This is a genomic window from Burkholderia sp. AU45251, assembly GCF_030482905.1.
Taxonomy (GTDB): domain Bacteria; phylum Pseudomonadota; class Gammaproteobacteria; order Burkholderiales; family Burkholderiaceae; genus Burkholderia; species Burkholderia aenigmatica.
The window spans coordinates 128,273-150,300 of sequence record NZ_JAUJQH010000014.1 but is presented as its reverse complement, the minus strand read 5'-3'; the positions used below and the strand labels follow the sequence as shown (position 1 = coordinate 150,300).

Sequence of the window (22,028 nt, the reverse complement as noted above, 5' to 3'; positions counted from 1 at the left end):
CGGTGCCGATCAGTCGTCGGTGTACAACTCGTGCGACGTATCGTTGTACAGATTGGGATCGTAGCCGGGTGTCTTGCGCAGTTCGGTGAGGTCGGTGAACGGCCACTCGTCTTCTTCCGATGTATTGGCAGCCGCCGCCCATCCCGCCACCACGACTCCCAGCAACACGAGTGCGAACCAGAAGGCGGCGTAGAGCAGCGCGCCCAGCACAGCCAGCTTGACCACCCACAGCAGCACTGTGGCACCAACCGAAGGCACCCCTTTGGCCACCAACCAATTCGATACCCGCCGTTCGCCACGCGCATAGACGCGCCATCCGCGGCCAAAGGTACGGCCGAGGCGTTCTGCGGTACTGGTGCGGGTCGTCGTGTTCATGGTCGTCTCCTGCTACTGAGGAATGCCTATTCCTGTTTGCTCCACTTCATTCCGTTTCGGGCTTCAATGTGTTTTCTTGCTGCTTCAGGACGCTTCGTCATCCGGTTCCACCGGGCCGGGGTCGGGCTCCACGCCGATGCGGTAGGTGGCAACGAAACGCGGCCAGTCCACATGGTCAACCAGGTCGATGTCCTCGACAACGCTGACCTTCGTTCCCGCACGCTCGAACAGGGCGATGCTCGCGGCGGGATAGTTGTTGCGCGACGGATAGAGCACCCCGTCGAACAGCGGCTGGCCGTCGTCGCCGACCATCGCATGCACCTGAGCGGACACCTGCTGCGTGTGCGTGTAGTCGCGGCTCGCCAACTGCTCCAGATTCAGGCCGAAGTAGCCCGCCATGACGCCCGGCGCCGTGAGGTCGGCCAGGAGCACGTCGTCCAGCACGCCCACGGCGCGGACCATCCGGGCGTGGACCTCCTTCAGGGCGATGGAGCGCTTCGTGTCTTCAAGCCACTGGTGCTTGTGAAACACCGACTCCATCAGCGCCGTGGGCAGGTCGCGCCCCAGGTAGAGCACGCCGTAGGCCCCCGCCGGGTCATCGTAGCGATTCGTGCTGCTGCGACCATAGTACAGCGGGCTGCCCCGATAGACGACGCGGCTCACATGCTGGAGCAGTTCACCGGCATCGATCAGGAACGAAGGCAGCTCGTGGCTCATGGCGATCTCGCTTCAATGCACCTGGACGCCCAGCACGTTGAACACGGCCTCGGCCACGTCATCGATCGTGCCATGCGTCACCGCATCCACCGGCGAGCGCCCACCCAAGCCTTCGAGCGGTTCGGACAGTGCGCGGTAGATCGTCCAGTGATCGATACCCTCGACCTCCTGAAGCACGGTTTGGGTCAACTGCTGTTTCACCGGGTCGAGCTGCCAGTCGGGCAGCTTCTGACCGCGCGGCCCCACGTTCAGCGCCAGCAGCCGACGCGCGAGGATGTCCTTGTAGATCTGCTGGCGCGACTTGTCCGCCAGCTTGGCGAACTCCGCGGGCGGCAGGTTGTGCGGCTGGTTGAAGGTTTCCAGCAGCACGGCGCGGCCTCGCTGGACGTCGGTTTCATTCGGTGCCCAGCGCGTGTCGGCGCGCAGCGCGGCCGCCTTGCGTGCAAGGGCCTGCCCAACGGTCTCCCCCTCCAAGTTGGCGGGCAGTGTCACCGCTTCCACACGCTCGTGGACGAACGCCTGCAACTCGGCCGCGAAAGCCGTGGCATCCCGGATTTCGACGGTATCCGCGAAGCGGCGTACATCTTCCACCGTGACGCGCGGCAGACGGTCGGCAATGAATTCAATGGCAGTGGGCATGGTCATCTCCCGAGTAGGTTTGGGACAGGATTCACTCTAGTCGCCTTTGTCGCGTCTGTCAACTTAGTCGCCTGAGTGAGAACAACCTACCTGGCGGAAGCAGCGTTCCCACAGCATAGGCAGAGGCCAGCGCCGGGTCGCCGTCCAATGCATTCGAGCGGGTTCCACATTGACGCTGGAGCCGCAACCCAGGCCTCGCTATACCGAAACGGTTAAAGGCCAAAGGGCCGAAATGGCAAGGGAATGGGGTGCAAGGGGAAAGGCCCTACCTCGAAAAGGCCAAAAGGCCTCCCGGTCGGCCCGTCATCAGGACACCCACATGCTTTCCCTGTTCCAGCGAAAACGGCCCCCGGTCGCTGCCGCACCGACGCCACCACCCGTCACCGCCCTCCCGAAAGGGCTGCTGCGTCCTGAGTCGGCCGCATCGCTGCTGGCCACCCCACGCCGGCAGAAGCTGCTGGAGCACATCTGGCAGCGTACCTCGCTCTCGCGTAGGCAATTCGCCACCCTGTATCGCACGCCCCTGGAACGCTATGCCGAACTGGTCCAGGCCTTCCCGGCCTCCGAGGCGCATCACCATGCCTACCCGGGCGGCATGCTCGACCACGGCCTGGAGATCGTCGCCTACAGCCTGAAACTGCGGCAGTCCCATCTGCTGCCCATCGGTGCCAGTCCCGAAGACCAGGCGGCCCAGTCCGAAGCCTGGACCGCCGCCGTTGCCTATGCTGCGCTGCTCCACGATATTGGCAAGATCGCCGTCGATCTACACGTCGAACTGGCCGACGGCAGTACTTGGCATCCGTGGCATGGCCCGCTGCACCAGGCGTACCGATTTCGCTACCGTGACGACCGCGAATACCGCCTGCACAGCGCCGCAACAGGCTTGCTCTATCGCCAACTGCTCGACCGCCACGTCCTGGACTGGCTCAGCGACTATCCGGCTCTCTGGGCACCGCTGCTCTATGTGCTGGCCGGTCAGTACGAACATGCCGGTGTACTGGGGGAACTCGTCGTGCAAGCAGACCGGGCGTCGGTGGCCCAGGAGCTGGGCGGCGATCCGGCGCGCGCCATGGCCGCGCCCAAGCACGCACTGCAACGCAAGCTGCTGGACGGGTTGCGCTACCTGCTCAAGGAACAGTTGAAGCTGAACCAGCCGGAAGCCTCCGATGGCTGGCTCACCGAGGATGGTTTGTGGCTGGTGAGCAAGACGGTTTCGGACAAACTGCGCGCACACCTCCTGTCTCAGGGGATCGATGGCATTCCTGCGAACAACACCGCCGTGTTCAATGTGCTGCAGGACCACGGCATGCTGCAGCCCACACCGGACGGCAAGGCGGTCTGGCGCGCGACCGTGACCAGCACGACCGGCTGGTCCCATTCGTTCACCCTGTTGCGTCTCGCTCCCGCGCTGATCTGGGAGTCTGGCGAGCGACCAGCACCTTTCGCGGGCACGGTAGAGATCGACGCGACGCCCGCGGAAAACGACGCCAGCATGTCGGCTCCCGCGCCTACCGTCTCGGTGAACCCAGCGCAGGGAGGTCAAGAGCCTCCGATTTGGGAGGGCGACAGCACCACCATCGTTTCACCGCCCGCAGCCCAGCCCGTGCCCGACGTCATGGAGGATTTGCTCGCGATGGTGGGCTTGGGTGAGTCGGCCGGCGTTGGCCAGGATGCCGAGGAGTTCCTCCACACCCCCGCGCCAGCAACAGCCGCGACGTCCATTCCATCGCCTGCACCTGCACCCGCGCCTACGCCTGGGTCATCGGCAACGAAGCCATCCGGGGAACAGTTCATGGTTTGGCTGAAGCAGGGAATCGCCTCACGACGGCTCATCATCAACGACGCGAAGGCACTCGTGCATACGGTGAATGACACGGCCTACCTGGTCAGCCCGGGTGTGTTCCAACGCTATGCGCAGGAGCATCCCGAAGTGGCCGCACTCGCCAAGCAGGAGAGTCAACAGGATTGGCAGTGGGTGCAGAAGCGCTTCGAGAAGCTGCAGCTACATCGAAAGCAGCCCAATGGCCTGAACATTTGGACCTGTGAAGTCACGGGCCCGAGGAAGTCCCGCCGACTGCATGGCTACCTCCTCGAAGATGGGTCCTTGGCACTCGCCGAAATACCGCCCAACAATCCCTATCTTGCTCTGACTCAGGAAGGATGACGCGATTCGGGCATTGATCGCCACCGTCGTGTGGCGACGATCAATGCCCCGCGAAAACTGGCAACATTTGGCGAACTGAGCTACTCGGCCCGCGCCAACTCCTGTGCAAGGAACGGAGCGGTTCTGCTGCCAGACGTTCGGGCCACCTGCTGAGGGGAGCCCGCCACCACGATGCTGCCGCCGGCAGCGCCTGCACCAGGCCCCACGTCGATCACCCAATCGGCCTGGGCCACCGCGCGCATATCGTGTTCGATCATCACTACGGTATTGCCGGCATCGACCAGGCGCTGCAACTGCACCAGCAGCCGGTCGGCGTCCGACGCATGCAGCCCGGTAGTCGGCTCGTCGAGCACGTACAGGCTTCGGCCGCGCTGGCTGCGCTGAAGCTCGGTCGCCAGCTTGATACGCTGCGCCTCGCCACCGGAAAGCTCGGTGGCCGGTTGCCCCAGGCGCAGGTAGCCCAGTCCGATATCGCGCAGCAGTTGCAGTGGCCTTGCCACAGCGTCTTCACCCGCGAAGAATTCGCTGGCTTCGTCCACGGTCATCTGCAGCACCTCGGCGATGTTGCGCCCGTTCCATTGCACCTTCAGCGTGGCCTCGTTGTAGCGTGCGCCATGGCACGTCGGGCACGGCGCGTACACGCTGGGCATGAACAGCAGTTCCACGCTGACGAAGCCCTCGCCCTCGCAGGTCTCGCAGCGCCCCTTGGCGACGTTGAACGAGAACCGTCCGGCATCGTAGCGGCGGCGTCGCGCATCGGGCGTGGCAGCGAACAGCTTGCGCACATGGTCGAACAGGCCCGTGTAGGTGGCTAGGTTCGACCGCGGCGTGCGCCCGATCGGTTTCTGGTCCACCTGCACCAGACGCTGTACGGCGTCCACGTCGCCCGCCAGATGGCCGCCGGTCGCTTCGATCACTGCCGGCCCTTCGCTGGTGGCGCTTTCGGCTACATCGTCTTCCGGCTCGTGGCCCAGGTGCAGCAGCACCAGCTCCGGCAGGGCCTGCGCGACGAGGCTGGACTTGCCCGAGCCGGAGATGCCGGTGACGGCCGTCAGCACGCCCAGCGGAATGCGTGCGTCCACGCCATGCAGGTTGTGGCGGTGGACGCCCTGCAGCTCCAGCCAGCCGATCGCTTCGCGTGCCCGGCTCCCCGGCGCGGGGATCTCGTCGAACAGGTAACGGGCGGTGCGCGATTCGGCAATCTTGCGCAGGCCATCCGGCTCGCCACTGTAGAGCACGCGGCCGCCACGCTCCCCGGCATCCGGCCCGACATCCACTAGCCATTGCGCGCGGCGCATCAGTTCCAGGTCGTGCTCCACCACGAACACCGAGTTGCCTGCGTCGCGCAGCCGATCGAGTGCGTCGTACAGGGCCTGGCTGTCGGAGGGGTGCAGCCCCGCCGAGGGCTCGTCGAGCACGTACACGACGCCGAACAGCAGGGAACTCAATTGCGTAGCCAGCCGCAGGCGTTGCAACTCGCCAGCCGAAAGCGTCGGCGTGGCCCGGTCCAGCGTCAGGTAGCCCAAGCCCAGCCCGCGCAGTTGGCGCAGGCGTGCCATCACGCCACCGGCCAGGCGCTGCGCGGCGAGGCGCTTTTCTTCCGACAGCGCGGAGGTGCGGCGCACGTCGGGCGATACCGCGTGTACGGCACGACCGGAGGCCGCGCGTTGGGCACGGTCGCGCCGGGTCGCTTCCTTGTCCGTAGCCGCCCCCGCTGCATGGGCGCGGAAATCACCCTGGGCAATGGGTTCGAGCAAGGCCGCCAACTGGTCCAGCGGCATCTGCATGAACGCGCCGATGTCCACGCCGGCGAAGGTGACCGACAACGCCTCGGGCTTGAGCCGCTTGCCGTGGCAGGTGGGGCACGGCTTGCCCTCCATGAACCGGGACACGCGCTTTCTCATCAGCGCGCTCTGGGTGTTGGCAAAGGTGTGCAGCACATACCGGCGAGCACCGGTGAAGGTGCCCATGTAGCTCGGCTCCATCTTGCGCTTGAGCGCGGCGCGGGTCTCGGCGGGCGTGAAGCCGGCGTACACCGGCACCGTCGGTGTTTCCTCGGTGAACAGAATCCAGTCGCGATCCTTCTTCGGCAGGTCCTTCCACGGTCGGTCAACGTCGTAGCCCATGCTGACCAGGATGTCGCGCAGGTTCTGGCCTTGCCAGGCGGGGGGCCAGGAGGCGATCGCCCGCTCGCGGATGCTCAGGGAGGGATCGGGCACCATGATGGCCTCGGTCACCTCGTACACATGGCCCAGGCCGTGGCAGGTCGGGCACGCTCCCTGCGGCGTGTTGGGCGAAAAATCCTCGGCGTACAGCATCGGCTGGTTGGCTGGGTAGGCGCCGGCGCGCGAATACATCATCCGCACCAGGCTGGACAGGGTGGTCACACTGCCCACGGAGGAACGCGCGTTGCTGGAGCCACGCTGCTGCTGCAGCGCCACCGCCGGCGGGAGGCCGTCGATCGCATCGACGTCGGGCACGCCGGCCTGGTCGATCAATCGCCGCGCATAGGGGGCCACCGACTCGAAGTAACGTCGCTGAGCCTCGGCATAGATGGTGCCGAAGGCCAGCGAGGACTTCCCGGAGCCGGAGACTCCCGAGAACACCACGAGCGCGTTACGCGGGATGGAAACGTCCACCTCTTTGAGGTTGTTCTCGCGCGCCCCGCGCACCTGCACGAGGCCGCTGGCCGCAGCGGTACAAGAGGATTCACCGAAAGAATTGTTTGGCATGTTCTTATCCTGTAGTTCGTCCCGCTCAGGACGGGACTTCCTGAGTTCGTGGGCCGCGGCGACTGGCTTCGAGCGCCGCGGTGACAGTGCGGGCGTCGTAGCTGCCGCGCAGACGACGACCCTCGACGAAGAACGTCGGCGTGGCGTGCGCACCGCTGGCGACCGCACTGGCGAGGTCGCGCTCGACACGCTCGATCACCGCGGTGCTGTCGAGATCCGCGATGAACCGTTCGACGTCGAGCCCAAGCTCGGCGGCGTAGCCGATCAGATGCTCGCGCTCCAGCGCATGCTGACGGGTGAACACGAAGTCCAGCCACGGCCAGAACATCCCCTGGTTCGCCGCTGCCTCGGACGCCCGCGCGGCGATCGGCCCGTGCGGGTGGTGCGGCAGATGGCGCACCACATACCGCAGGTCGTCCCCGAAGTGGGCACGCAGATCGTCCCAAGAACCGGTCGCGTGCGCACAGTACGCGCACTCGAAGTCCACGTACTCGACGAGTGTGAGCTGGGCGTCCTCCGGCCCGCGGATGTGATCGATCTCCGGATCGACCGGTGGCTCAAGCACCATCGGCAGGTCAGCGGTCTTCTCACCCCACCGCTTGGCGGCGACCTTGAAGATCAGCCACCCGAGCAACGTGGCGAACACCATCGACACGAGCACGCCGACCGTCGCCTGGCGGCCCAGGTCGGAGGTCGTGCCGAACGCGAGCCCGATGATCAGCAGCGACACGGTGAAGCCGATCCCGGACAGTGCCGCACCACCGAACACGCTCCCCACCCCGACGCCCTCGGGCAGCCGGCCCAGGCCGAGACGGACGGCGACGAGCGTGATGAGCCCGATGCCCACGAGCTTGCCGAGCACGAGCCCTGCGATGACGCCCCACGTGACTGGCGAGCCGAAGGCCTCGGCGAGCAGCCCGCCACGCACGTCCACTCCGGCGTTCGCCAAGGCGAACACCGGCACGATCAGCAGCGCCGTCGGCAGCCGCAGGAACTCGTGCAATCGCTCGTTCACCGAGATACCCCGGGACAGCCCGCAGTCCACCGCGCGGGCCGATGCGGCACTCGGAGACTGCCAGAAGTCGCGGAACAGTTGTTTTGCCGCGACGACCTTGTGACGTTGCGTCGCGTAGGCGGGGATCAGCAGCCCCGCGGCCATCCCGGCGAGAGAGGCATGGATGCCGGAGTACACGGTTGCGAGCCACAGCACGATCACGATCAGCACATACGGCATTGCCCGCCACTGGCGGGTGCGCCCTAGCCACCACAACGCAACGAGACTGGCGAGGGCGATCAACAACGGGACGATCCGAATCTCCTCGCTATAGACGATGCCGATGATGGACACGGCGAGGAAGTCATCGACCACGGTCAGGGTGAGCAGGAACACGCGCAACTGACCGGATAGCCGCGGGCCGACGATCGCCAGGGTGCCCAGCATGAATGCCGTATCGGTGCCGACCACCGCCCCCCACCCGTGCAGGCCTTCACTTCCGGCCAGCCCCACGATCAGGACATACACCAGCGCGGGAAGCACGACACCTGCGACACCCGCGATCAGAGCGAGACGGGCACGGCTGCGGTCCCTGAGCGATCCGTGGGCGAACTCCTGACGCACCTCCAGGCCGATCAGGAAGAAGAAGACCACCATCAGGCCGTCGTTGACCCAGTGATGCAGATCCATGTGCATGCCCAGCGGCCCGAAGTCAAACCCGACGTCCAGGTGCCACAACGCGAAATAGGCATCGGATAGCGGCGAGTTCGCCCACGCCAGCGCCACGACCGTGACGATCACCAGCAGCACCGCAGCACCAGACTCCGTGCGCAGATAGCGGGCAACGCGTCCCCGGCTGATATTCGCCGAGGATGCACCGAAAGAAGTGGCTGACATGTTCTTATCCTGTTCCTGTAGTTCGTGAAGTCGCGATGAGCCGGTTTCGGAGGCGACCGGTCAGGCGTCCGCCTCTGGCAGCGTCCCATCATCCAGCGAGCGCAGCCAAGTAAGCCTTTCTCCCAGCCTGCGCTCAACACCTCTGTCCGTTGGCTGATACCAGCCCGGCCGCGCCACGCCCTCGGGAAAGTAGCTTTGCCCAGCGGCATAGCCGTTGGGCTCGTCATGGGCATAGCGGTAGCCTTCGTGATACCCCATCTGCTGCATCAGCTTCGTCGGCGCATTGCGAAGATGGAGAGGCACAGGCAGGGAGCCGCTGTTCTTGACGAAGGCCTTCGCCTTGTTCCAGGCGGCATAGGCAGCGTTCGACTTGGGGGCGGCAGCAAGGTAGGTCGCCGCGTGGGCAATCGGTATTTCGCCTTCGGGGGAACCCAGCCTCTCATAAGCCAGCGCGGCATTGAGCGCCAGTTGCAGCGCCTGCGGGTCGGCATTGCCGATGTCTTCGCTGGCCACCACGATCATGCGGCGCGTCACCTGGCTGACGTCGCCGCTGCCGTCGAGGATGCGGGCCAGCCAGTACAGGGCCGCGTCGGGGTCGGAGCCCCGCAGCGACTTGTGGAAGGCGGAGAGCTGCCAGTAGAACTCGTCGCCGCCCTTGTCGAACCTGCGCAGTGATGGGCTGGTGGACAGTTTGGCAAACTCGCCATCGACCACGGCCTTGCCCGCGCCCGACGCAGCATTCGTCACCTGCTCAAGCAGATTGAGGAAGCGCCTGCCATCGCCATCGGCAAAGCCCTTGAGCAGATCCAGCGCGTCCGCGTCCAACGTGACGCCCTGGAGATGCGGCAGTGCGCGTTCGTAGAGCTGGTTCAGTTCGTCGCCGGACAGCGGTTCGAGGGTATAGACCTGCGCGCGTGAGAGCAGAGCGGAATTGACCGCCAGCCCCGGATGCTCGGTCGTTCCCCCCACCAGGGTCAGGAGCCCCGACTCGACATGGGGCAGTAGGGCATCCTGCTGCGCCTTGTTGAAGCGATGGATCTCATCGACGAAAAGCACCGTCGATCGACCATGGTTGCCCAGTTCTGCCTGGGCCTCGTCGATGGCTTGCCGGATGTCCTTCACCCCGGCAAGCACGGCCGAGATGGCGATGAATCGGCTGTCGGTCGCACTGGCGGCCAGGCGCCCCAGGGTGGTCTTGCCCACGCCTGGCGGCCCCCAGAGGATGAACGAGTGCAACTTGCCCGCCTCGAACGCGAGACGAAGCGGCTTGCCGGGGCCGAGCAAGTGCCGTTGCCCGACGAATTCATCCAGCGTCTTGGGCCGCAGGAGTTCGGCCAAGGGAGGCTTGGGCTTTGTCGTGAATAGATCGGTCAAGTTCCTCTCCCTGGTATTTCTGATAGTTGACGTTCCGATAAGGTGTGCACCTCAATCCAGAGAGCCGGATTTATCCAACGCCGTGGGCTCTTTGTCGCTAATCGCATGCATGATGATGCGAGAGCCGCGGTAGCCGATGCTATGGTTCCATACCCAGCTCAACGCGACGCTGAGACGATTTCGCGTACCGATCAGAAAGTAGATATGCGCGAGCTTCCAGATCCACCACGCAAAGGCTCCACGCAGCTTAACCCGCCCCATGTCAATTACGGCCAGGCTGCGGCCGATGGTGGCCAGGTTCCCCTGATGCCGGTATTTGAAAGGCCCGTCAGCGGGCTTGCCTTTCAAACGCCGTCCAATGAGGTTGGCGACGTACTTGCCTTGCTGTTTGGCGGCGGGGGCGATGCCCGGTACGGGCTTCCCATCAGCCATGGTGCACGAGGCGGTATCGCCGATGGCGAAGACCTCCGGGCGACCGGCCACCGTCAGGTCGGGACCAACGACCACTCGACCCGCACGATCAGACGCAGCACCCAACCAGCGAGCCGCGGGAGACGCCTGGACGCCGGCGGCCCAAACGATGGTCTTGGCCGAAAGAGGCTTGCCGCCATACACCACGCCGTCGGCCGAGCATTCGGTGACCGGCGTACCCAGCACGACCTCGACCCCGAGCTTTTCGAGTGCCTGGCGCGTATAGGCCGAAAGATCCTCTGGAAAGACGGACAACAGACGCGGGCCCGCCTCGATCAGTACAACCCGGGACGTGCTCGGGTCGATCGAGCGGAAGTCACGCGCCAGCGTGTCTCGTGCAAGCTCGGCGATGGTCCCGGCCAATTCAACCCCGGTGGGACCACCACCGATGATGACGAACGTCTGCAGCGCGGCACGCTGCTGAGGATCGCTCGTGCGCTCGGCCTCCTCGAAAGCCGCGAGGATTCGGCCTCGAATGGTCGTGGCATCTTCCAGCGTCTTCAACCCCGGCGCGAAAGCCCCCCATTCGTCGTGTCCGAAATAGGCATGGGTAGCACCTGTCGCGAGTACGAGCGTGTCGTAGGTTTGGCGCGAGCCATTGTTGAGAATGACCTGACGCGCGTCCTGGTCGATACCTTCCACTTCCGCCATCAAGGTGTTCACTTCCGGGCGATTTCGGAATAGATAGCGAATAGGCCAGGCGATCTCGGATGTCGAGAGAGATGCCCCTGCGACCTGGTAAAGCAGCGGCTGGAACAGGTGATGATTGCGCCGGTCGATGATCGTCACATCGACCTCGGCACCAGCAAGCTGGTTGGCAACCTCGATCCCGCCGAAGCCCGCTCCGATAATGACGACGTGATGTCGGTTTTTGGAGGTCTTTGTCATGACCTGATCTCCTCTCTCTCAGCGTTTCAGCGCCGATGCGTGGTGTGCCATATGCTCGCCAATGAAACTGGCAATGAAGTAGTAGCTGTGGTCGTAGCCTGGGCGCAGATTCAACGTGAGCGGGTGCCCCGTCTCGTCGCAGGCCTTGCGCAGCAGATCGGGCTGAAGCTGACTCTCCAGGAACTCGTCGCCCAAACCCTGATCCACCAGCAGCGGCAGACGCTCCTGCACGGTGCGAATCAGCTCCACGGTGTCGTACTGCTTCCACGCCTCCCGGTCGCTGCCCAGGTACGCCTCGAAGGCCTTGTGTCCCCAGGGAACCTGGGTGGGCGCGACGATGGGCGAGAAGGCCGAGACGCTTCGATAACGGCCCGGGTTGCGCAGGGCGATGACCAGAGCACCGTGTCCCCCCATGGAATGGCCGCTGATGCTCCGCTCCGCTGTCACGGGAAAGTGGGCCTCGATCAGCGCCGGTAGTTCCTGCACCACGTAGTCATACATCCGATGATTCGCAGCCCAGGGTTCCTGCGTGGCGTTGACGTAGAAACCTGCCCCCTGTCCGAGGTCATAGGCGGGATCGTCGGCAACGCCTTCGCCGCGAGCGCTGCTATCGGGCGCGACGACGGCAATGCCATGTTCGGCTGCGTAGCGCTGGACGGCGGACTTGGTGATGAAGTTCTGCTCGGTGCAGGTGAGGCCTGAAAGCCAGTACAGCACCGGCACCTTGCCGTGCTGTGCCTGCGGAGGCAGATAGACGCCGACTTTCATCGTGCAACCGAGCGTCGTGGATTCATGCTGATAAACGTCCTGCCAACCATCAAAGCTGGCGTGATGTTCGATGCGTTCCATGGTGTTCTCCTATGTTCAAAGGAACGGCGCAGCTCTCGCGCGCCAGGACGGCAGCTCGTCAGGAAGATTTCTCTTCCGCTGCCGTGTCGCCGTGGGCGTGTCTGATCCTGCGCACGATCCACCAGATCGTCAGCATCACCGCAGGCACCAGAACCGCCATCACCGGCGCCACGCTGTCGTGAACCATCGGAATGCCCTTGAGCAAATAGCCGAGAAGACTCACGACGTAATAAGAAATTGCCGCGACCGACAGGCCTTCGACGGTTTGCTGAAGGCGCAATTGCATCTTGGCCCGGTTGTTCATCGACGCAAGCAGATCGCGGTTCTGGCGTTCAAGCTCGACGTCGATCCAGGAACGCAGCAACGCGATGGCCCGGGTCAGCTTGTCGGAGAGCTTGGTCTGGCGCTCCTTTACGGATTGGCATGTCCGCATGGCGGGAGCGATGCGACGCTGCAGGAAATCCGCCCAGGTGCAGTACCCGGATACGGCCTCTTCCGAAAGCGCTGCCAGCCTTTCCTCGACGATCTCGTAGTAGGCACGGCTGGCGCCGAAGCGATAGAGATTCGCCGCAACGCCAGCTTCCAGCTCGGCAGCCAGGCCGGTCAATTCGGACAGCAGCACGTCGCTGTCGCGCCGTTCCACCAAGCTCGTACACATCTCGTCGGTGATCGCCGCAAGGCGCGACTCCATGCGTCGCAGTTCCGACGTCATCGATCGTGTCAACGGCAGGGACAGCAACGCCAAGGTGCGGTAAGTCTCGATCTCCAGCAGACGTTGAGCCAGCGCACCCGCCCGCGCCGGGGTCAAATCGCGGGCCAGGACGAGGATCTGCGTCAGGCCATCCTCATCCTGTCGAAAGTCGGTCAGGATGGCGGCAGAGCCGTTCTCCACCAGCGAGTAGCACAGGCTGGCAGGATCGAAGCGATCGACCTCCTTCTCCGTTTCCGGCGTCCACGGAAGAAGTCTCAAACGGATGCCGGATACGACCGGGCCGGGAGGAACAAATCCATGCTTGAACGGATTTTCGCCGCACGGCTCTCCCGTCTCGGAATCCAGCGAAGCGCACCAGAGATACGTCGAGAACTCGGTGTGCTTTTCGCAGTGCAGGTCTCCTTCATCCCATGTCACGCCGTGGAGCGGCGTAGTATGGTCGGGTTCGGCAACGCCGAAGCGATGAGACAACTCGCTCATCGCCATCTGATCCCTGGCCTGGTCGCCTTCGGTCATGAAAGCGAGCTGCAATATGCCGCGGGGGGCCTGAATCAAGAGATGCGGGCGCGCGTGCACTTCACCCACGGCGGCAGCACGATCGGTATAGGCCGGCATGCCGTACACGGTGGCGGTCGGGGTGGGTTGTACGGTCGTCGTATTGATGTTGGCCGGCTCTTTCATAACGACCTCATTTCTTCTTGGTTGAAAAACACGCTTCAAAGCAAATGCCCGCAGCCATGCGTTTCGCACATGGCTGCGGGCCGATCTTCATGAGCGGGCACCGCTCTACACGGTCCGTCTAATAGGCTCGCCGTGTAGAGGCTTGTGCTGGCCCTTTCAGAACGCCCTCAGCTTCCTAGCTTTCAGACGAAGGTGTACGAGCAAACCTTGTTGCCCGCCGGATCACGCAGGTAGGCCGCATAGGCACCCGGCAGGTGGCCACGCGGGCCAGGCTGGCCCTCGTCGGTGCCGCCTGCGGCAAGGCCGGCGGCGTGGAAGGCATCCACTTCGGCGGGAGTGGCGGCCGCAAAGCCGACCGTCACGCCGTTGCTGGAAGGCGCTTCACCATTGCCCGGACGGGCGATGATGAAAGCCGGCTTTTCGCGACCGAAAAGCACCCATCCGTTGCCGAAAGGACCGAGGTTCTTGATGCCGAGAGCACCCAGAGCGGCGTCATAGAACGCGGCCGACTTCTGGACGTCGGCGGCGCCGATGAAGACGTGCGAGAAGATGCCGTCGCCGGAAATGACAGGATTGGACATGGTTAATTTCCTTGGTGGTTGGTGTTGAATGGATAGTGAGTGATCAGTAGTGGATCACCGTGCGAATCGACTTGCCTTCATGCATCAGGTCGAAGGCGTGGTTGATCTCGTCGAGACCCATGGTGTGAGTGACGAACGGGGCGAGATCGATCTCGCCTTTCATTGCGTCTTCCACCATGCCCGGGAGTTGGGTGCGCCCCTTGACCCCGCCGAAAGCCGACCCCTTCCAGGTCCGGCCGGTGACCAACTGGAACGGACGGGTCGAGATTTCCTTGCCGGCCCCGGCGACGCCGATGACGATCGACTGGCCCCAGCCGCGGTGGGCAGCTTCCAGAGCCGAACGCATCACGTTGACGTTGCCGATGCACTCGAAGGTGTGATCGACACCCCAGCCAGTCATCTCGATCAGAACCTCGTGAATCGGCTTGTCGAAGTCCTTCGGGTTGAGACATTCGGTCGCGCCGAAGGTACGAGCCAGTTCGAACTTCGCCGGATTGGTATCGATGGCGATGATGCGGCCCGCTTTGGCCTGGCGTGCACCTTGAATCGCAGCGAGACCGATGCCGCCGAGGCCGAAGATGGCCACCGAGTCGCCGGGCTGTACCTTGGCCGTGTTGTGCACGGCGCCGATGCCGGTGGTCACGCCGCAGCCCAGCAGGCAGACGTGCTCGGGGTTGGCGTCCGGGTTGATCTTGGCCAGCGAGACTTCGGCGACGACCGTGTATTCGCTGAAGGTCGAGCAGCCCATGTAGTGGTAAAGCGGCTGACCGTTGTACGAGAAGCGAGTCGTACCATCGGGCATCAGCCCCTTGCCCTGGGTTGCGCGAACCGCGACACACAGGTTGGTCTTGCCGGACTTGCAGAACAGGCACTCGCCGCATTCGGCGGTGTAGAGCGGAATGACGTGATCGCCAGGCTTCACGCTGGTCACACCTTCACCCACCTCCACGACGATACCCGCACCTTCATGACCCAGCACGACCGGGAAGAGACCTTCGGGGTCGTCGCCCGACAGGGTGAAGGCGTCGGTATGGCAAACGCCGGTATTCGTGATCTTGATGAGCACCTCGCCCTTGCGCGGCGGCTCGACGTCGATCTCGACGATTTCCAGCGGCTTTCCTGGCCCGAAGGCAACTGCTGCACGTGATTTCATGATGTCGCTTCCTTTACTAGCTAACTAAATTTGCCCTCACCGAGGGCACCCTGGTGCCTCTATCGCAGATAGGAGCGGACGATAGAGATGGTCTCGTCAATGGACTTGTTCTGCGAATCGCTCCTGATTTCGCTACTGGGAAATTCTTCCCGCAGATAGCTCTCCAGAACGGTTGCCATCAATCCGTTGACTGCCCCACGAACGGCCGCAAGCTGCTGAAGAATTGCAGGGCATTCCGCACCTGCATCAAGCGCTTGCTCAAGAGTCGCTACCTGACCTTTGATGCGCCGGATGCGCGTCAGTGCTTGCTTCTTTTCTTCCGGACTGTGTGGCATCGAACACCTCTCTACTTGGGTACACCGCCGCATTATACAATACTCCCCCATAGTATATGCGGCCGAACTTTGCCACAAATTCTGTGCTCTTCGAGCACTCTTACAGGCTAGTACAGGTTTGTTCCCAAGAAGCGCAAAACATTCAAATCAATGAATATTTCTTGCATGTATCGACAGCATCGGGGCAAGTTCAAAACTGGTCAAACTGGAAAAATCTATGCGCAGATAGATATGACCTATCTAAGCCGACTCATCGAGTTGAAGCTATCAAGATGAGACCGGCTAGGCGACCTGATGACCCGAGTGTCGAGCTTTCCGCAGTGCAGGCAACATCTGTCCGTCCCAGTCACGATCGACCGCAACCTGGGCCTGTTCTTGGTTTCGTTCGAGTGCTTCAACGTCAAGATCACCGATCGCCCATGTCTGCGTGCCGCAAGTAGTCGCGAGAATGCCATCCTCGGGGAATCCACGATCCATGGGTGCATAGATCGTGGCCTCGCCAGTGTTCGTGTCCAGCGCCGGACTCCAGTCAGCAGCTCCGGTCGTCACGGCCTGTGCGACGAACATCCGGTTCTCCAGTGCCCGCGCCATGCAGCCCACACGAACCCGGGTTGCACCTGCCCTCGTGTCCGTACAGCTCGGGACCAACAGCAGGCGTGCACCCGCCTCTCGCTGGGCTCGCACGGGCAATGGAAACTCACTGTCGTAGCAGACAGCGATGCCGGCACGCACGCCATTCAGGTCGAACACTTTGAGTTCGTCGCCCCCCTCGATGACGCCAGTGTCTTTCTCGAACCCCGTCAACTGCAATTTGTCCTGGTAGTCACGCGTGCCGTCCGGCGCAAACCACCACGCCCGGTTGCGATAGCGATCCGGTCCAACCCGGGTCAAGAACGTACCGGCCTGAATGGTCATGCGCAGCTCGCGCGCCAGGTCGGTGTACAGGGCCAGCCACGCAGGCTGCAAGGCCTGCAGCGCGGCCAGCGAGGCGTTGAAATCCTGGCGGATGCCAGGCTCGAACATCGCAGCCAGTTCGAGGGACAGATATTCTGGCAACACGGCCAGTTCCGCTCCGGCACGGCTCGCCTCCTCCAGAACCCGCCGCTGCCGCGCTGCGAATGCCTCGAAGCCCGTGGGCTGACCCACTGCGTATTTCGCAACTGCTACTTTCATTTCGCGTTCTCCAGGGAGCGCAGCCACATCGTGAGCGTCTGCTCGGTTTCGCTCGGCTCACCCACCTGTTTCCAGGGCAGCGTAACCTTCATGTCCGACTGCCGCACGTAGCCACGACGGATCCAGAAGGGATCATTACTGCGGTAGTTGGAAGGACGCCGGGGATCGTCGTCTGCTCGATCCACCGACGCGAACGATGTCCACTGCATGCCGCCCAACGAACGGGCATGCGCTTCGCGTTCGTCAAAGAAGCGATGGCCCAGGCCAAGGCCCCGGAAGGCCGGGAGCAGGACTGATTCGCCGCAGTAAAACACTGCCTCCATCGGGATTCCTCGATCGGCGAACGGCACCTGGAAGGCCGGCTCCGCATCGCCGAGCGGCAATCCCGTGGACGCACCCACGACCACGTCATCAGCGAGCGCGAGTACCAGCAGGCTGTCTGCCGAACGGGCGTACATAGCGAGGTAGTGCTTCTCGTATTCGGTGTCGCCCTCGTACAGGTAAGGAAAGCTGCGGAAGACGCTCGCCCGCAGGCCTGCCACGGCATCGAACCATTCGGCAATGTCCGGACCACGATGAACCAGCACCTGCACGTCGCTGGTCATTTCAGGCGTCCCCTCCAACCTGTGCGATCCAGTCGCCGAGGTTGTAGTAGTTGGTGACACGAGCGATCTTGCCATCGCGGATCTCGAAGAACGCGCCGCCCGGCAGCACGTAGCGCTGGCCCTGGGCTTCCGGCAGCCCGTCGTCCGTGACCTTGTATTCGCCATGCACCACGTACTCCGCGCCTGCACACAGGCCGTCGGCGCTGACCATCACCACGATCCCGCGCAGTTGCTCGCCATAGCAGCGGTCCATGCGCTGCAGGAAGGCGCGGAAGGCTTCGCGACCGACCTCACGAGCGCCCTGGTTCAAGTCGTGCGCGACGTCATCGGTCAACATTGACAGCATGGCCTCGCGGTCACCGCGGTTGAAGGCGTCGTAGTAGGCAGTGATGAGAGTCGCAGCGTTCATTCGCGTTCCTTATTGGGTTGTTCGGAGCGGAGCATTCCGGGGTGTTGTCAGTCTGGGCAACCGCGCCTCCCTTGTATATGGAATTGTTGCGATTTTATAATTCCACAATCTGGAACAATCAACGAGCAGCGAAATCGGCCATAAGGCGTGCGTCATGAACAAGGAAATGGAACTACTGCGCATCTTTCGGGTGGCGGCCGAAAGCAGCAGTTTTCGCGATGCGGCCGTCCGGCTGGGGACTTCTCCGCAAGGTGTAACCCGTGCCATCCAGCAACTGGAGCAACACTACGGCGAGGTGTTGTTTCATCGAAGCACGCGCCAGGTGCGCATCACCGCCTTCGGCGAAGGGCTGCTAGACCAAGTGCGCCCCGCATTGGAGCGGTTCGAGGATCTGTGGCGAACGCCTGGCTCCGACCAGCAGGCCTCTCTGTCCGGTACGGTTCGCATCACCGCACCGCACAGCTTGGGCACCAGAGCGGTGCTACCGGCACTGGAGCGCGTGGCCGCGCGCCATCCCGGCATCACGCTGGATGTGCGCCTGTCCGATCGCATCAGCAATACGGTTGACGAAGGGATTGACGTCGGGATCAGGGTCGGATTCATGCGCGATAGCCGCTTCGTCGCACGCAAGGCCGCCGACATGAGACTCCCCATCGTTGCCGCTCCGCGCCTGATCAAGAAAGTGGGCGTACCTGCAAACATCGATGCGCTAAGCAGCCTGCCAGTTACCGTGGCCTTGGATATCAATACCGGCCGTCCCTGGCCTTGGCACTTCAAGGCGGGACGCCAGTGGACACCTACCGCACCCACTCTCGTCGCAGACAATGCCGACATGGAAATGGGAGCGGCGCTGGCCGGGATCGCGTTCGCGCAACTGGCGGACTACATGGCCGCCCCCTACATTGCCAGCGGGAAGCTCGTGCGAGTGCTGGAGAACGAAGAACCTCCGGCATGGGGGTTGTACGTCTATCGGCCTCAGCGTGGCCCCATTCCGGGAAGGGTTCGAGCGGTATTTGATGAAATGCTGGTCGCCGTTGGATCGTTGCCAGCTTTGCGCTGACACGTCGCAAGACGCTGTAGGGCACACACCTTGGAAAGCGGGGCACTGAGCCTCGGCGGCTCACCCCTCCGGTTGAATGATGAGCCGACCGTCTGCCCGCTTGCCCCAGGTGCAGATCGGTCGGCCATGCAACTCAATGCCGGCGAACGATTAGATGTAAATGAATTGCCGGTACAACCCATCCAACTGATGACGAATGTCTTCGACGCGCTGCTCGTCACCGGTATCGGTAAATTCGAGTAGCTGCTGTTCCTTGGCAGTGATCTGATCGCAAAGGTCGGACAAGTTCTCGCAGAAAGCCTCGGAATGAACGGTGGGCTCCTCCGTATTCGTCTCTTCCCCTGCTAGTTTTCGCACAGACGAGGCTGGAGAAATCCCATTTTCCTCGTTAAAGGCAATTTGAAGCTGCCTGCGCCTATTGGTCTCATCGATCGCCTGCTTCATCGCCGGCGTCACCGCGTCGGCGTACAAGATCGCCTTGCCGTTTTCATTCCGAGCGACTCGACCGATCATCTGAATGAGCGCATGGGCCGAACGCAAGAACCCTGCACGGTCTGCATCGAGAATGGCAACCAATGATGCCTCTGGAATATCCAGCCCTTCGCGCAAAAGACTAATCCCAATCAAAACATCGAACTCTCCTGCGCGCAGGCCATTGATGATCTCAACACGATCCTCCGCTTTTATGTCCGAATGCATGTAGCGCGCTCGAATCCCGTTGTCCGTCAAGAAATCCGTTAGCTCTTCTGCACTGACCTTCGTCAGCGTAGTCACAAGCACTCGATTCTTTCTCTTCACGCACTTCGATATTTCGGCAAGCAGGTCATCTATGTATCCATCCGCTTTCCGCACTTCAACCTTGGGGTCAAGCAGTCCCGTTGGCCTGATAACCTGTTCGACAACCCTGCCTTTCGACACCCTCAGCTCGTAGTCGCCCGGAGTAGCGGAAACAAAGATGGTCTGAGGCTTGACCTTCTCGAACTCGTCAAAGTTCAATGGCCGGTTGTTCTTCGATGAAGGCAAACGGAACCCGTAATCGATCAGCGTGTCCTTGCGCGCCTGATCCCCCCGGTACATTGCGGATATCTGTGGCACCATGACATGAGATTCATCGACGAACAGCAGCCCGTCTTTCGGCAAATAATCCAGCAACGTGATCGGAGGAGAAGCTGCGTCTCGGTCGCTGAAGTAGCAGGAATAATTCTCCATCCCCGAGCAATAGCCGACCTCGCGCATCATTTCCACGTCATGCGTGATCCGCTCGTACAGTCTGTTTGCCTCGACCAAGCGATTATTCCTGTTCAGCTCGGCAACCCGCTCTTCCATATCAGCGAGTATCTTTTTGGATGCAGAATCTATTTTGTTCGTGGGCGGTGCGAAAAGCGTTTTTGGCGAAACCAAATAATGGTCTATCTCTCCCAACGTCTTGCCAGTAACAGGGTCCATCCATTGGACAGACGCAACAGTGTCATCCAACAGTTCCACCCGAACCGCCCTGTACTCGGAATCAGCGGGGAAAATGTCAATCACATCACCTTGGACGCGGAACGTTGCACGCTTGAGCGTACGCTCCGTGCGATCATATTGCAGCAAAGCCAAGCGACGAATTAGCTCTCTCTGGTTTAGTTTGACCCCAGGGGACAGAGCGATCTGTAGCGCTCGATATGCATCTGGATCACCCAGGCCGTAGATTGAAGACACCGAAGCGACGACGATCACGTCACGACGCTCAATCAAGGATTTGGTCGTGGACAGGCGCAGGCGCTCAAGGTGGTCATTGATGGCCGAGTCCTTCGGTATGAAACGATCGGTGCCCGGCATATAGATCTCGGGCTGAAAATAGTCGTAATACGAAACGAAGTACTCGACCGCATTCTCAGGAAAGAAGTGCTTCATTTCACTATAGAGCTGCGCGGTCAACGTCTTGTTGGGAGCCAAGATCAACGTGGGCCGCTTCAGACGATGAATCACATTGGCCATGGTGAAGGTCTTACCTGAGCCGGTGATACCTTTCAGCGTCTGGTGCGTCGCACCTTCTTCTATGTCCGACAGCAGCCGCGCGATCGCCTCTGGCTGGTCCCCCGCCGGCGTATAGTTGGAGTGCAGAATAAACATACCGGTTGACATTAGATATCTCCTAATTGAGCTACTTCAATTTGTCCTGATGTATCGGCTATTCCAGAAGACCTATAGCAGTACCAAACTGGGGTGTAAATGACGGCGATCCTGCCGCGCCCCACCTGGGCGTAGGCGTCGCCAACATGATAGCCCAACACATGGGCGGGCTTCCCAGTGCATATCCGCCGATCGCCACGACGTCAGCCAGCGGCCCGTCTGCCAATGCACCTGGAGCCACTCGCCTCGTTGAGCGCTGACATCGAGCCGTGGCGGGCGAGGTTGCTCTGTACGCCCAATGTGTGGCGCCGGCTCCCGCCGATACGCGCCTTTGTCTCTCTCAGCCCTCCAGACGAGGCGTTGGAAACGTGGAGCTACGTCGCCCCTCTAAAGATGCACGATCTCAACATTCGGCCATTTGCCTGCAAGGTACTCGGCCACTAGCCTCCGATGGCAGTGATGGGGCTTGTCTTCGCTGCAAAGCAGGCAACTGTTATCAATCTTTTCTTTATCGATTGACTCAATCTTTCGGGACGACATTAAATCCAGAAATTTACTGGCGTAGATATCCCAATCTCCCCCTTTTATTTTATATTCCTCGAACATGTCTTTGGTTGGAGCAAGTGCTGGTAGATGTTCATATTCCATCCCACACAACGCCTCGGAAAAATATCGAAGATCCTCGCGTTTAGCGAACCCGGCCAATTGCGAAACATTATTCAGGCGAACATCGACAAGGCGCTTGGCACCAGAAGCACTTAACTTGGTGAAGAAGGACCGCGCGGAGGTCTTAGTGAATCCAATCGTGAATATCTTCATCTGCCTTATTCCCCTCGTTCCTTCATCCATAAATGGCTGTTATTGAGCTACCGCCAGGCATGCCCGTCAATCGCAGCTAAGGAAACGCTGGGGGCATGGTGTACTAGGGATGGTCTGAAGTAGCCCCTGTTTTCCGGCTACTTCGCCATCGACACTTTCAAAAAACGGTAGCCGCTCAAATCCCGGTCAAACCTGCCGTCTATTTCAGCCTTTTTTGCCGCTGCAAGGGAAGGTCTGAAAAAGCCGCCTGTTTTTGACCGACTTCAGCCCTTGCCGATTTTGAAA

At 62.0% G+C, this 22,028-nt stretch carries 19 protein-coding genes; 2 read left to right on the top strand and 17 right to left on the bottom strand.

Annotated elements, in window-relative coordinates; genetic code table 11:
* Positions 1-9: 9 nt before the first annotated feature.
* The 3 genes from QZM67_RS25205 to QZM67_RS25195 form a co-directional block, all read right to left on the bottom strand.
* Positions 10-375 carry a DUF3742 family protein gene (locus QZM67_RS25205; protein ID WP_028690953.1) on the bottom strand — a complete coding sequence of 122 codons (366 nt, stop codon included), beginning with the start codon at positions 373-375 and terminating at the stop codon, positions 10-12.
* Between the two features lie 84 nt (positions 376-459).
* Positions 460-1,092: an RES family NAD+ phosphorylase gene (locus QZM67_RS25200; RefSeq protein WP_028690952.1), complete on the bottom strand. Its 633-nt coding sequence runs from the start codon at positions 1,090-1,092 to the stop codon at positions 460-462.
* A gap of 12 nt (positions 1,093-1,104) precedes the next feature.
* Positions 1,105-1,731, bottom strand: a complete 627-nt coding sequence (locus tag QZM67_RS25195; RefSeq protein WP_023657212.1) for a hypothetical protein — start codon at positions 1,729-1,731, stop codon at positions 1,105-1,107.
* 319 nt (positions 1,732-2,050) lie between these two features.
* On the opposite strand from QZM67_RS25195, the gene mobH reads away from it, so the two are divergent.
* Complete coding sequence (mobH, locus tag QZM67_RS25190) at positions 2,051-3,895, top strand: MobH family relaxase (RefSeq protein WP_028690951.1); 1,845 nt, start codon at positions 2,051-2,053, stop codon at positions 3,893-3,895.
* An 80-nt stretch (positions 3,896-3,975) separates the two neighbouring features.
* Here the strand turns inward: mobH and QZM67_RS25185 are convergent, their stop codons facing one another.
* The 12 genes from QZM67_RS25185 to QZM67_RS25130 form a co-directional block, all read right to left on the bottom strand.
* Positions 3,976-6,627 carry an excinuclease ABC subunit UvrA gene (locus tag QZM67_RS25185; RefSeq protein WP_028690950.1) on the bottom strand — a complete coding sequence of 884 codons (2,652 nt, stop codon included), beginning with the start codon at positions 6,625-6,627 and terminating at the stop codon, positions 3,976-3,978.
* A 25-nt stretch (positions 6,628-6,652) separates the two neighbouring features.
* A complete protein-coding gene (gene nhaA / locus QZM67_RS25180; protein WP_028690949.1) occupies positions 6,653-8,518 on the bottom strand; it encodes a Na+/H+ antiporter NhaA in 1,866 nt (621 codons plus the stop codon).
* A 60-nt stretch (positions 8,519-8,578) separates the two neighbouring features.
* Positions 8,579-9,892 (bottom strand): replication-associated recombination protein A, encoded by a 1,314-nt coding sequence (locus QZM67_RS25175; protein ID WP_028690948.1) that lies wholly within the window; start codon positions 9,890-9,892, stop codon positions 8,579-8,581.
* A gap of 51 nt (positions 9,893-9,943) precedes the next feature.
* Positions 9,944-11,251: an NAD(P)/FAD-dependent oxidoreductase gene (locus QZM67_RS25170; RefSeq protein ID WP_028690947.1), complete on the bottom strand. Its 1,308-nt coding sequence runs from the start codon at positions 11,249-11,251 to the stop codon at positions 9,944-9,946.
* Between the two features lie 18 nt (positions 11,252-11,269).
* Complete coding sequence (fghA, locus tag QZM67_RS25165; RefSeq protein WP_023464790.1) at positions 11,270-12,100, bottom strand: S-formylglutathione hydrolase; 831 nt, start codon at positions 12,098-12,100, stop codon at positions 11,270-11,272.
* A gap of 58 nt (positions 12,101-12,158) precedes the next feature.
* Positions 12,159-13,493, bottom strand: a complete 1,335-nt coding sequence (locus QZM67_RS25160) for a DUF3422 family protein (protein WP_023464791.1) — start codon at positions 13,491-13,493, stop codon at positions 12,159-12,161.
* A 182-nt stretch (positions 13,494-13,675) separates the two neighbouring features.
* Complete coding sequence (locus QZM67_RS25155) at positions 13,676-14,074, bottom strand: VOC family protein (protein ID WP_023103885.1); 399 nt, start codon at positions 14,072-14,074, stop codon at positions 13,676-13,678.
* 43 nt (positions 14,075-14,117) lie between these two features.
* Positions 14,118-15,227, bottom strand: coding sequence for an S-(hydroxymethyl)glutathione dehydrogenase/class III alcohol dehydrogenase (locus QZM67_RS25150; protein WP_011871467.1), 1,110 nt, complete (start codon positions 15,225-15,227; stop codon positions 14,118-14,120).
* 59 nt (positions 15,228-15,286) lie between these two features.
* Positions 15,287-15,562 (bottom strand): formaldehyde-responsive transcriptional repressor FrmR, encoded by a 276-nt coding sequence (gene frmR, locus QZM67_RS25145; RefSeq protein WP_007182548.1) that lies wholly within the window; start codon positions 15,560-15,562, stop codon positions 15,287-15,289.
* A gap of 282 nt (positions 15,563-15,844) precedes the next feature.
* Positions 15,845-16,735 (bottom strand): carbon-nitrogen hydrolase family protein, encoded by an 891-nt coding sequence (locus tag QZM67_RS25140; RefSeq protein WP_028690945.1) that lies wholly within the window; start codon positions 16,733-16,735, stop codon positions 15,845-15,847.
* A complete protein-coding gene (locus tag QZM67_RS25135; RefSeq protein ID WP_028690944.1) occupies positions 16,732-17,340 on the bottom strand; it encodes a GNAT family N-acetyltransferase in 609 nt (202 codons plus the stop codon). The genes QZM67_RS25140 and QZM67_RS25135 overlap by 4 nt, the downstream gene beginning before the upstream one ends.
* 1 nt (position 17,341) lies before the next feature.
* Positions 17,342-17,749, bottom strand: a complete 408-nt coding sequence (locus QZM67_RS25130; protein WP_023103882.1) for a ketosteroid isomerase-related protein — start codon at positions 17,747-17,749, stop codon at positions 17,342-17,344.
* Positions 17,750-17,903: 154 nt separating this feature from the next.
* On the opposite strand from QZM67_RS25130, the gene QZM67_RS25125 reads away from it, so the two are divergent.
* Complete coding sequence (locus QZM67_RS25125) at positions 17,904-18,809, top strand: LysR family transcriptional regulator (RefSeq protein WP_023103881.1); 906 nt, start codon at positions 17,904-17,906, stop codon at positions 18,807-18,809.
* Positions 18,810-18,959: 150 nt separating this feature from the next.
* Here the strand turns inward: QZM67_RS25125 and uvrB are convergent, their stop codons facing one another.
* The gene (gene uvrB / locus QZM67_RS25120) at positions 18,960-20,936 is read right to left on the bottom strand and encodes an excinuclease ABC subunit UvrB (RefSeq protein WP_028690943.1); all 1,977 of its coding nucleotides are present in this window, start codon (positions 20,934-20,936) and stop codon (positions 18,960-18,962) included.
* Positions 20,937-21,311: 375 nt separating this feature from the next.
* Positions 21,312-21,743: a DUF488 family protein gene (locus QZM67_RS25115; RefSeq protein ID WP_023835768.1), complete on the bottom strand. Its 432-nt coding sequence runs from the start codon at positions 21,741-21,743 to the stop codon at positions 21,312-21,314.
* Between the last annotated feature and the right edge of the window lie 285 nt (positions 21,744-22,028).

Bases quoted from the DNA above. Each gene is read 5' to 3' on its own strand.
- QZM67_RS25205 (WP_028690953.1), bottom strand. From the start codon at position 375: ATGAACACGACGACCCGCACCAGTACCGCAGAACGCCTCGGCCGTACC.
- QZM67_RS25200 (WP_028690952.1), bottom strand. From the start codon at position 1,092: ATGAGCCACGAGCTGCCTTCGTTCCTGATCGATGCCGGTGAACTGCTC.
- QZM67_RS25195 (WP_023657212.1), bottom strand. From the start codon at position 1,731: ATGCCCACTGCCATTGAATTCATTGCCGACCGTCTGCCGCGCGTCACG.
- mobH (WP_028690951.1), top strand. From the start codon at position 2,051: ATGCTTTCCCTGTTCCAGCGAAAACGGCCCCCGGTCGCTGCCGCACCG.
- QZM67_RS25185 (WP_028690950.1), bottom strand. From the start codon at position 6,627: ATGCCAAACAATTCTTTCGGTGAATCCTCTTGTACCGCTGCGGCCAGC.
- nhaA (WP_028690949.1), bottom strand. From the start codon at position 8,518: ATGTCAGCCACTTCTTTCGGTGCATCCTCGGCGAATATCAGCCGGGGA.
- QZM67_RS25170 (WP_028690947.1), bottom strand. From the start codon at position 11,251: ATGACAAAGACCTCCAAAAACCGACATCACGTCGTCATTATCGGAGCG.
- fghA (WP_023464790.1), bottom strand. From the start codon at position 12,100: ATGGAACGCATCGAACATCACGCCAGCTTTGATGGTTGGCAGGACGTT.
- QZM67_RS25160 (WP_023464791.1), bottom strand. From the start codon at position 13,493: ATGAAAGAGCCGGCCAACATCAATACGACGACCGTACAACCCACCCCG.
- QZM67_RS25155 (WP_023103885.1), bottom strand. From the start codon at position 14,074: ATGTCCAATCCTGTCATTTCCGGCGACGGCATCTTCTCGCACGTCTTC.
- QZM67_RS25150 (WP_011871467.1), bottom strand. From the start codon at position 15,227: ATGAAATCACGTGCAGCAGTTGCCTTCGGGCCAGGAAAGCCGCTGGAA.
- frmR (WP_007182548.1), bottom strand. From the start codon at position 15,562: ATGCCACACAGTCCGGAAGAAAAGAAGCAAGCACTGACGCGCATCCGG.
- QZM67_RS25140 (WP_028690945.1), bottom strand. From the start codon at position 16,735: ATGAAAGTAGCAGTTGCGAAATACGCAGTGGGTCAGCCCACGGGCTTC.
- QZM67_RS25135 (WP_028690944.1), bottom strand. From the start codon at position 17,340: ATGACCAGCGACGTGCAGGTGCTGGTTCATCGTGGTCCGGACATTGCC.
- QZM67_RS25130 (WP_023103882.1), bottom strand. From the start codon at position 17,749: ATGAACGCTGCGACTCTCATCACTGCCTACTACGACGCCTTCAACCGC.
- QZM67_RS25125 (WP_023103881.1), top strand. From the start codon at position 17,904: ATGAACAAGGAAATGGAACTACTGCGCATCTTTCGGGTGGCGGCCGAA.
- uvrB (WP_028690943.1), bottom strand. From the start codon at position 20,936: ATGTCAACCGGTATGTTTATTCTGCACTCCAACTATACGCCGGCGGGG.
- QZM67_RS25115 (WP_023835768.1), bottom strand. From the start codon at position 21,743: ATGAAGATATTCACGATTGGATTCACTAAGACCTCCGCGCGGTCCTTC.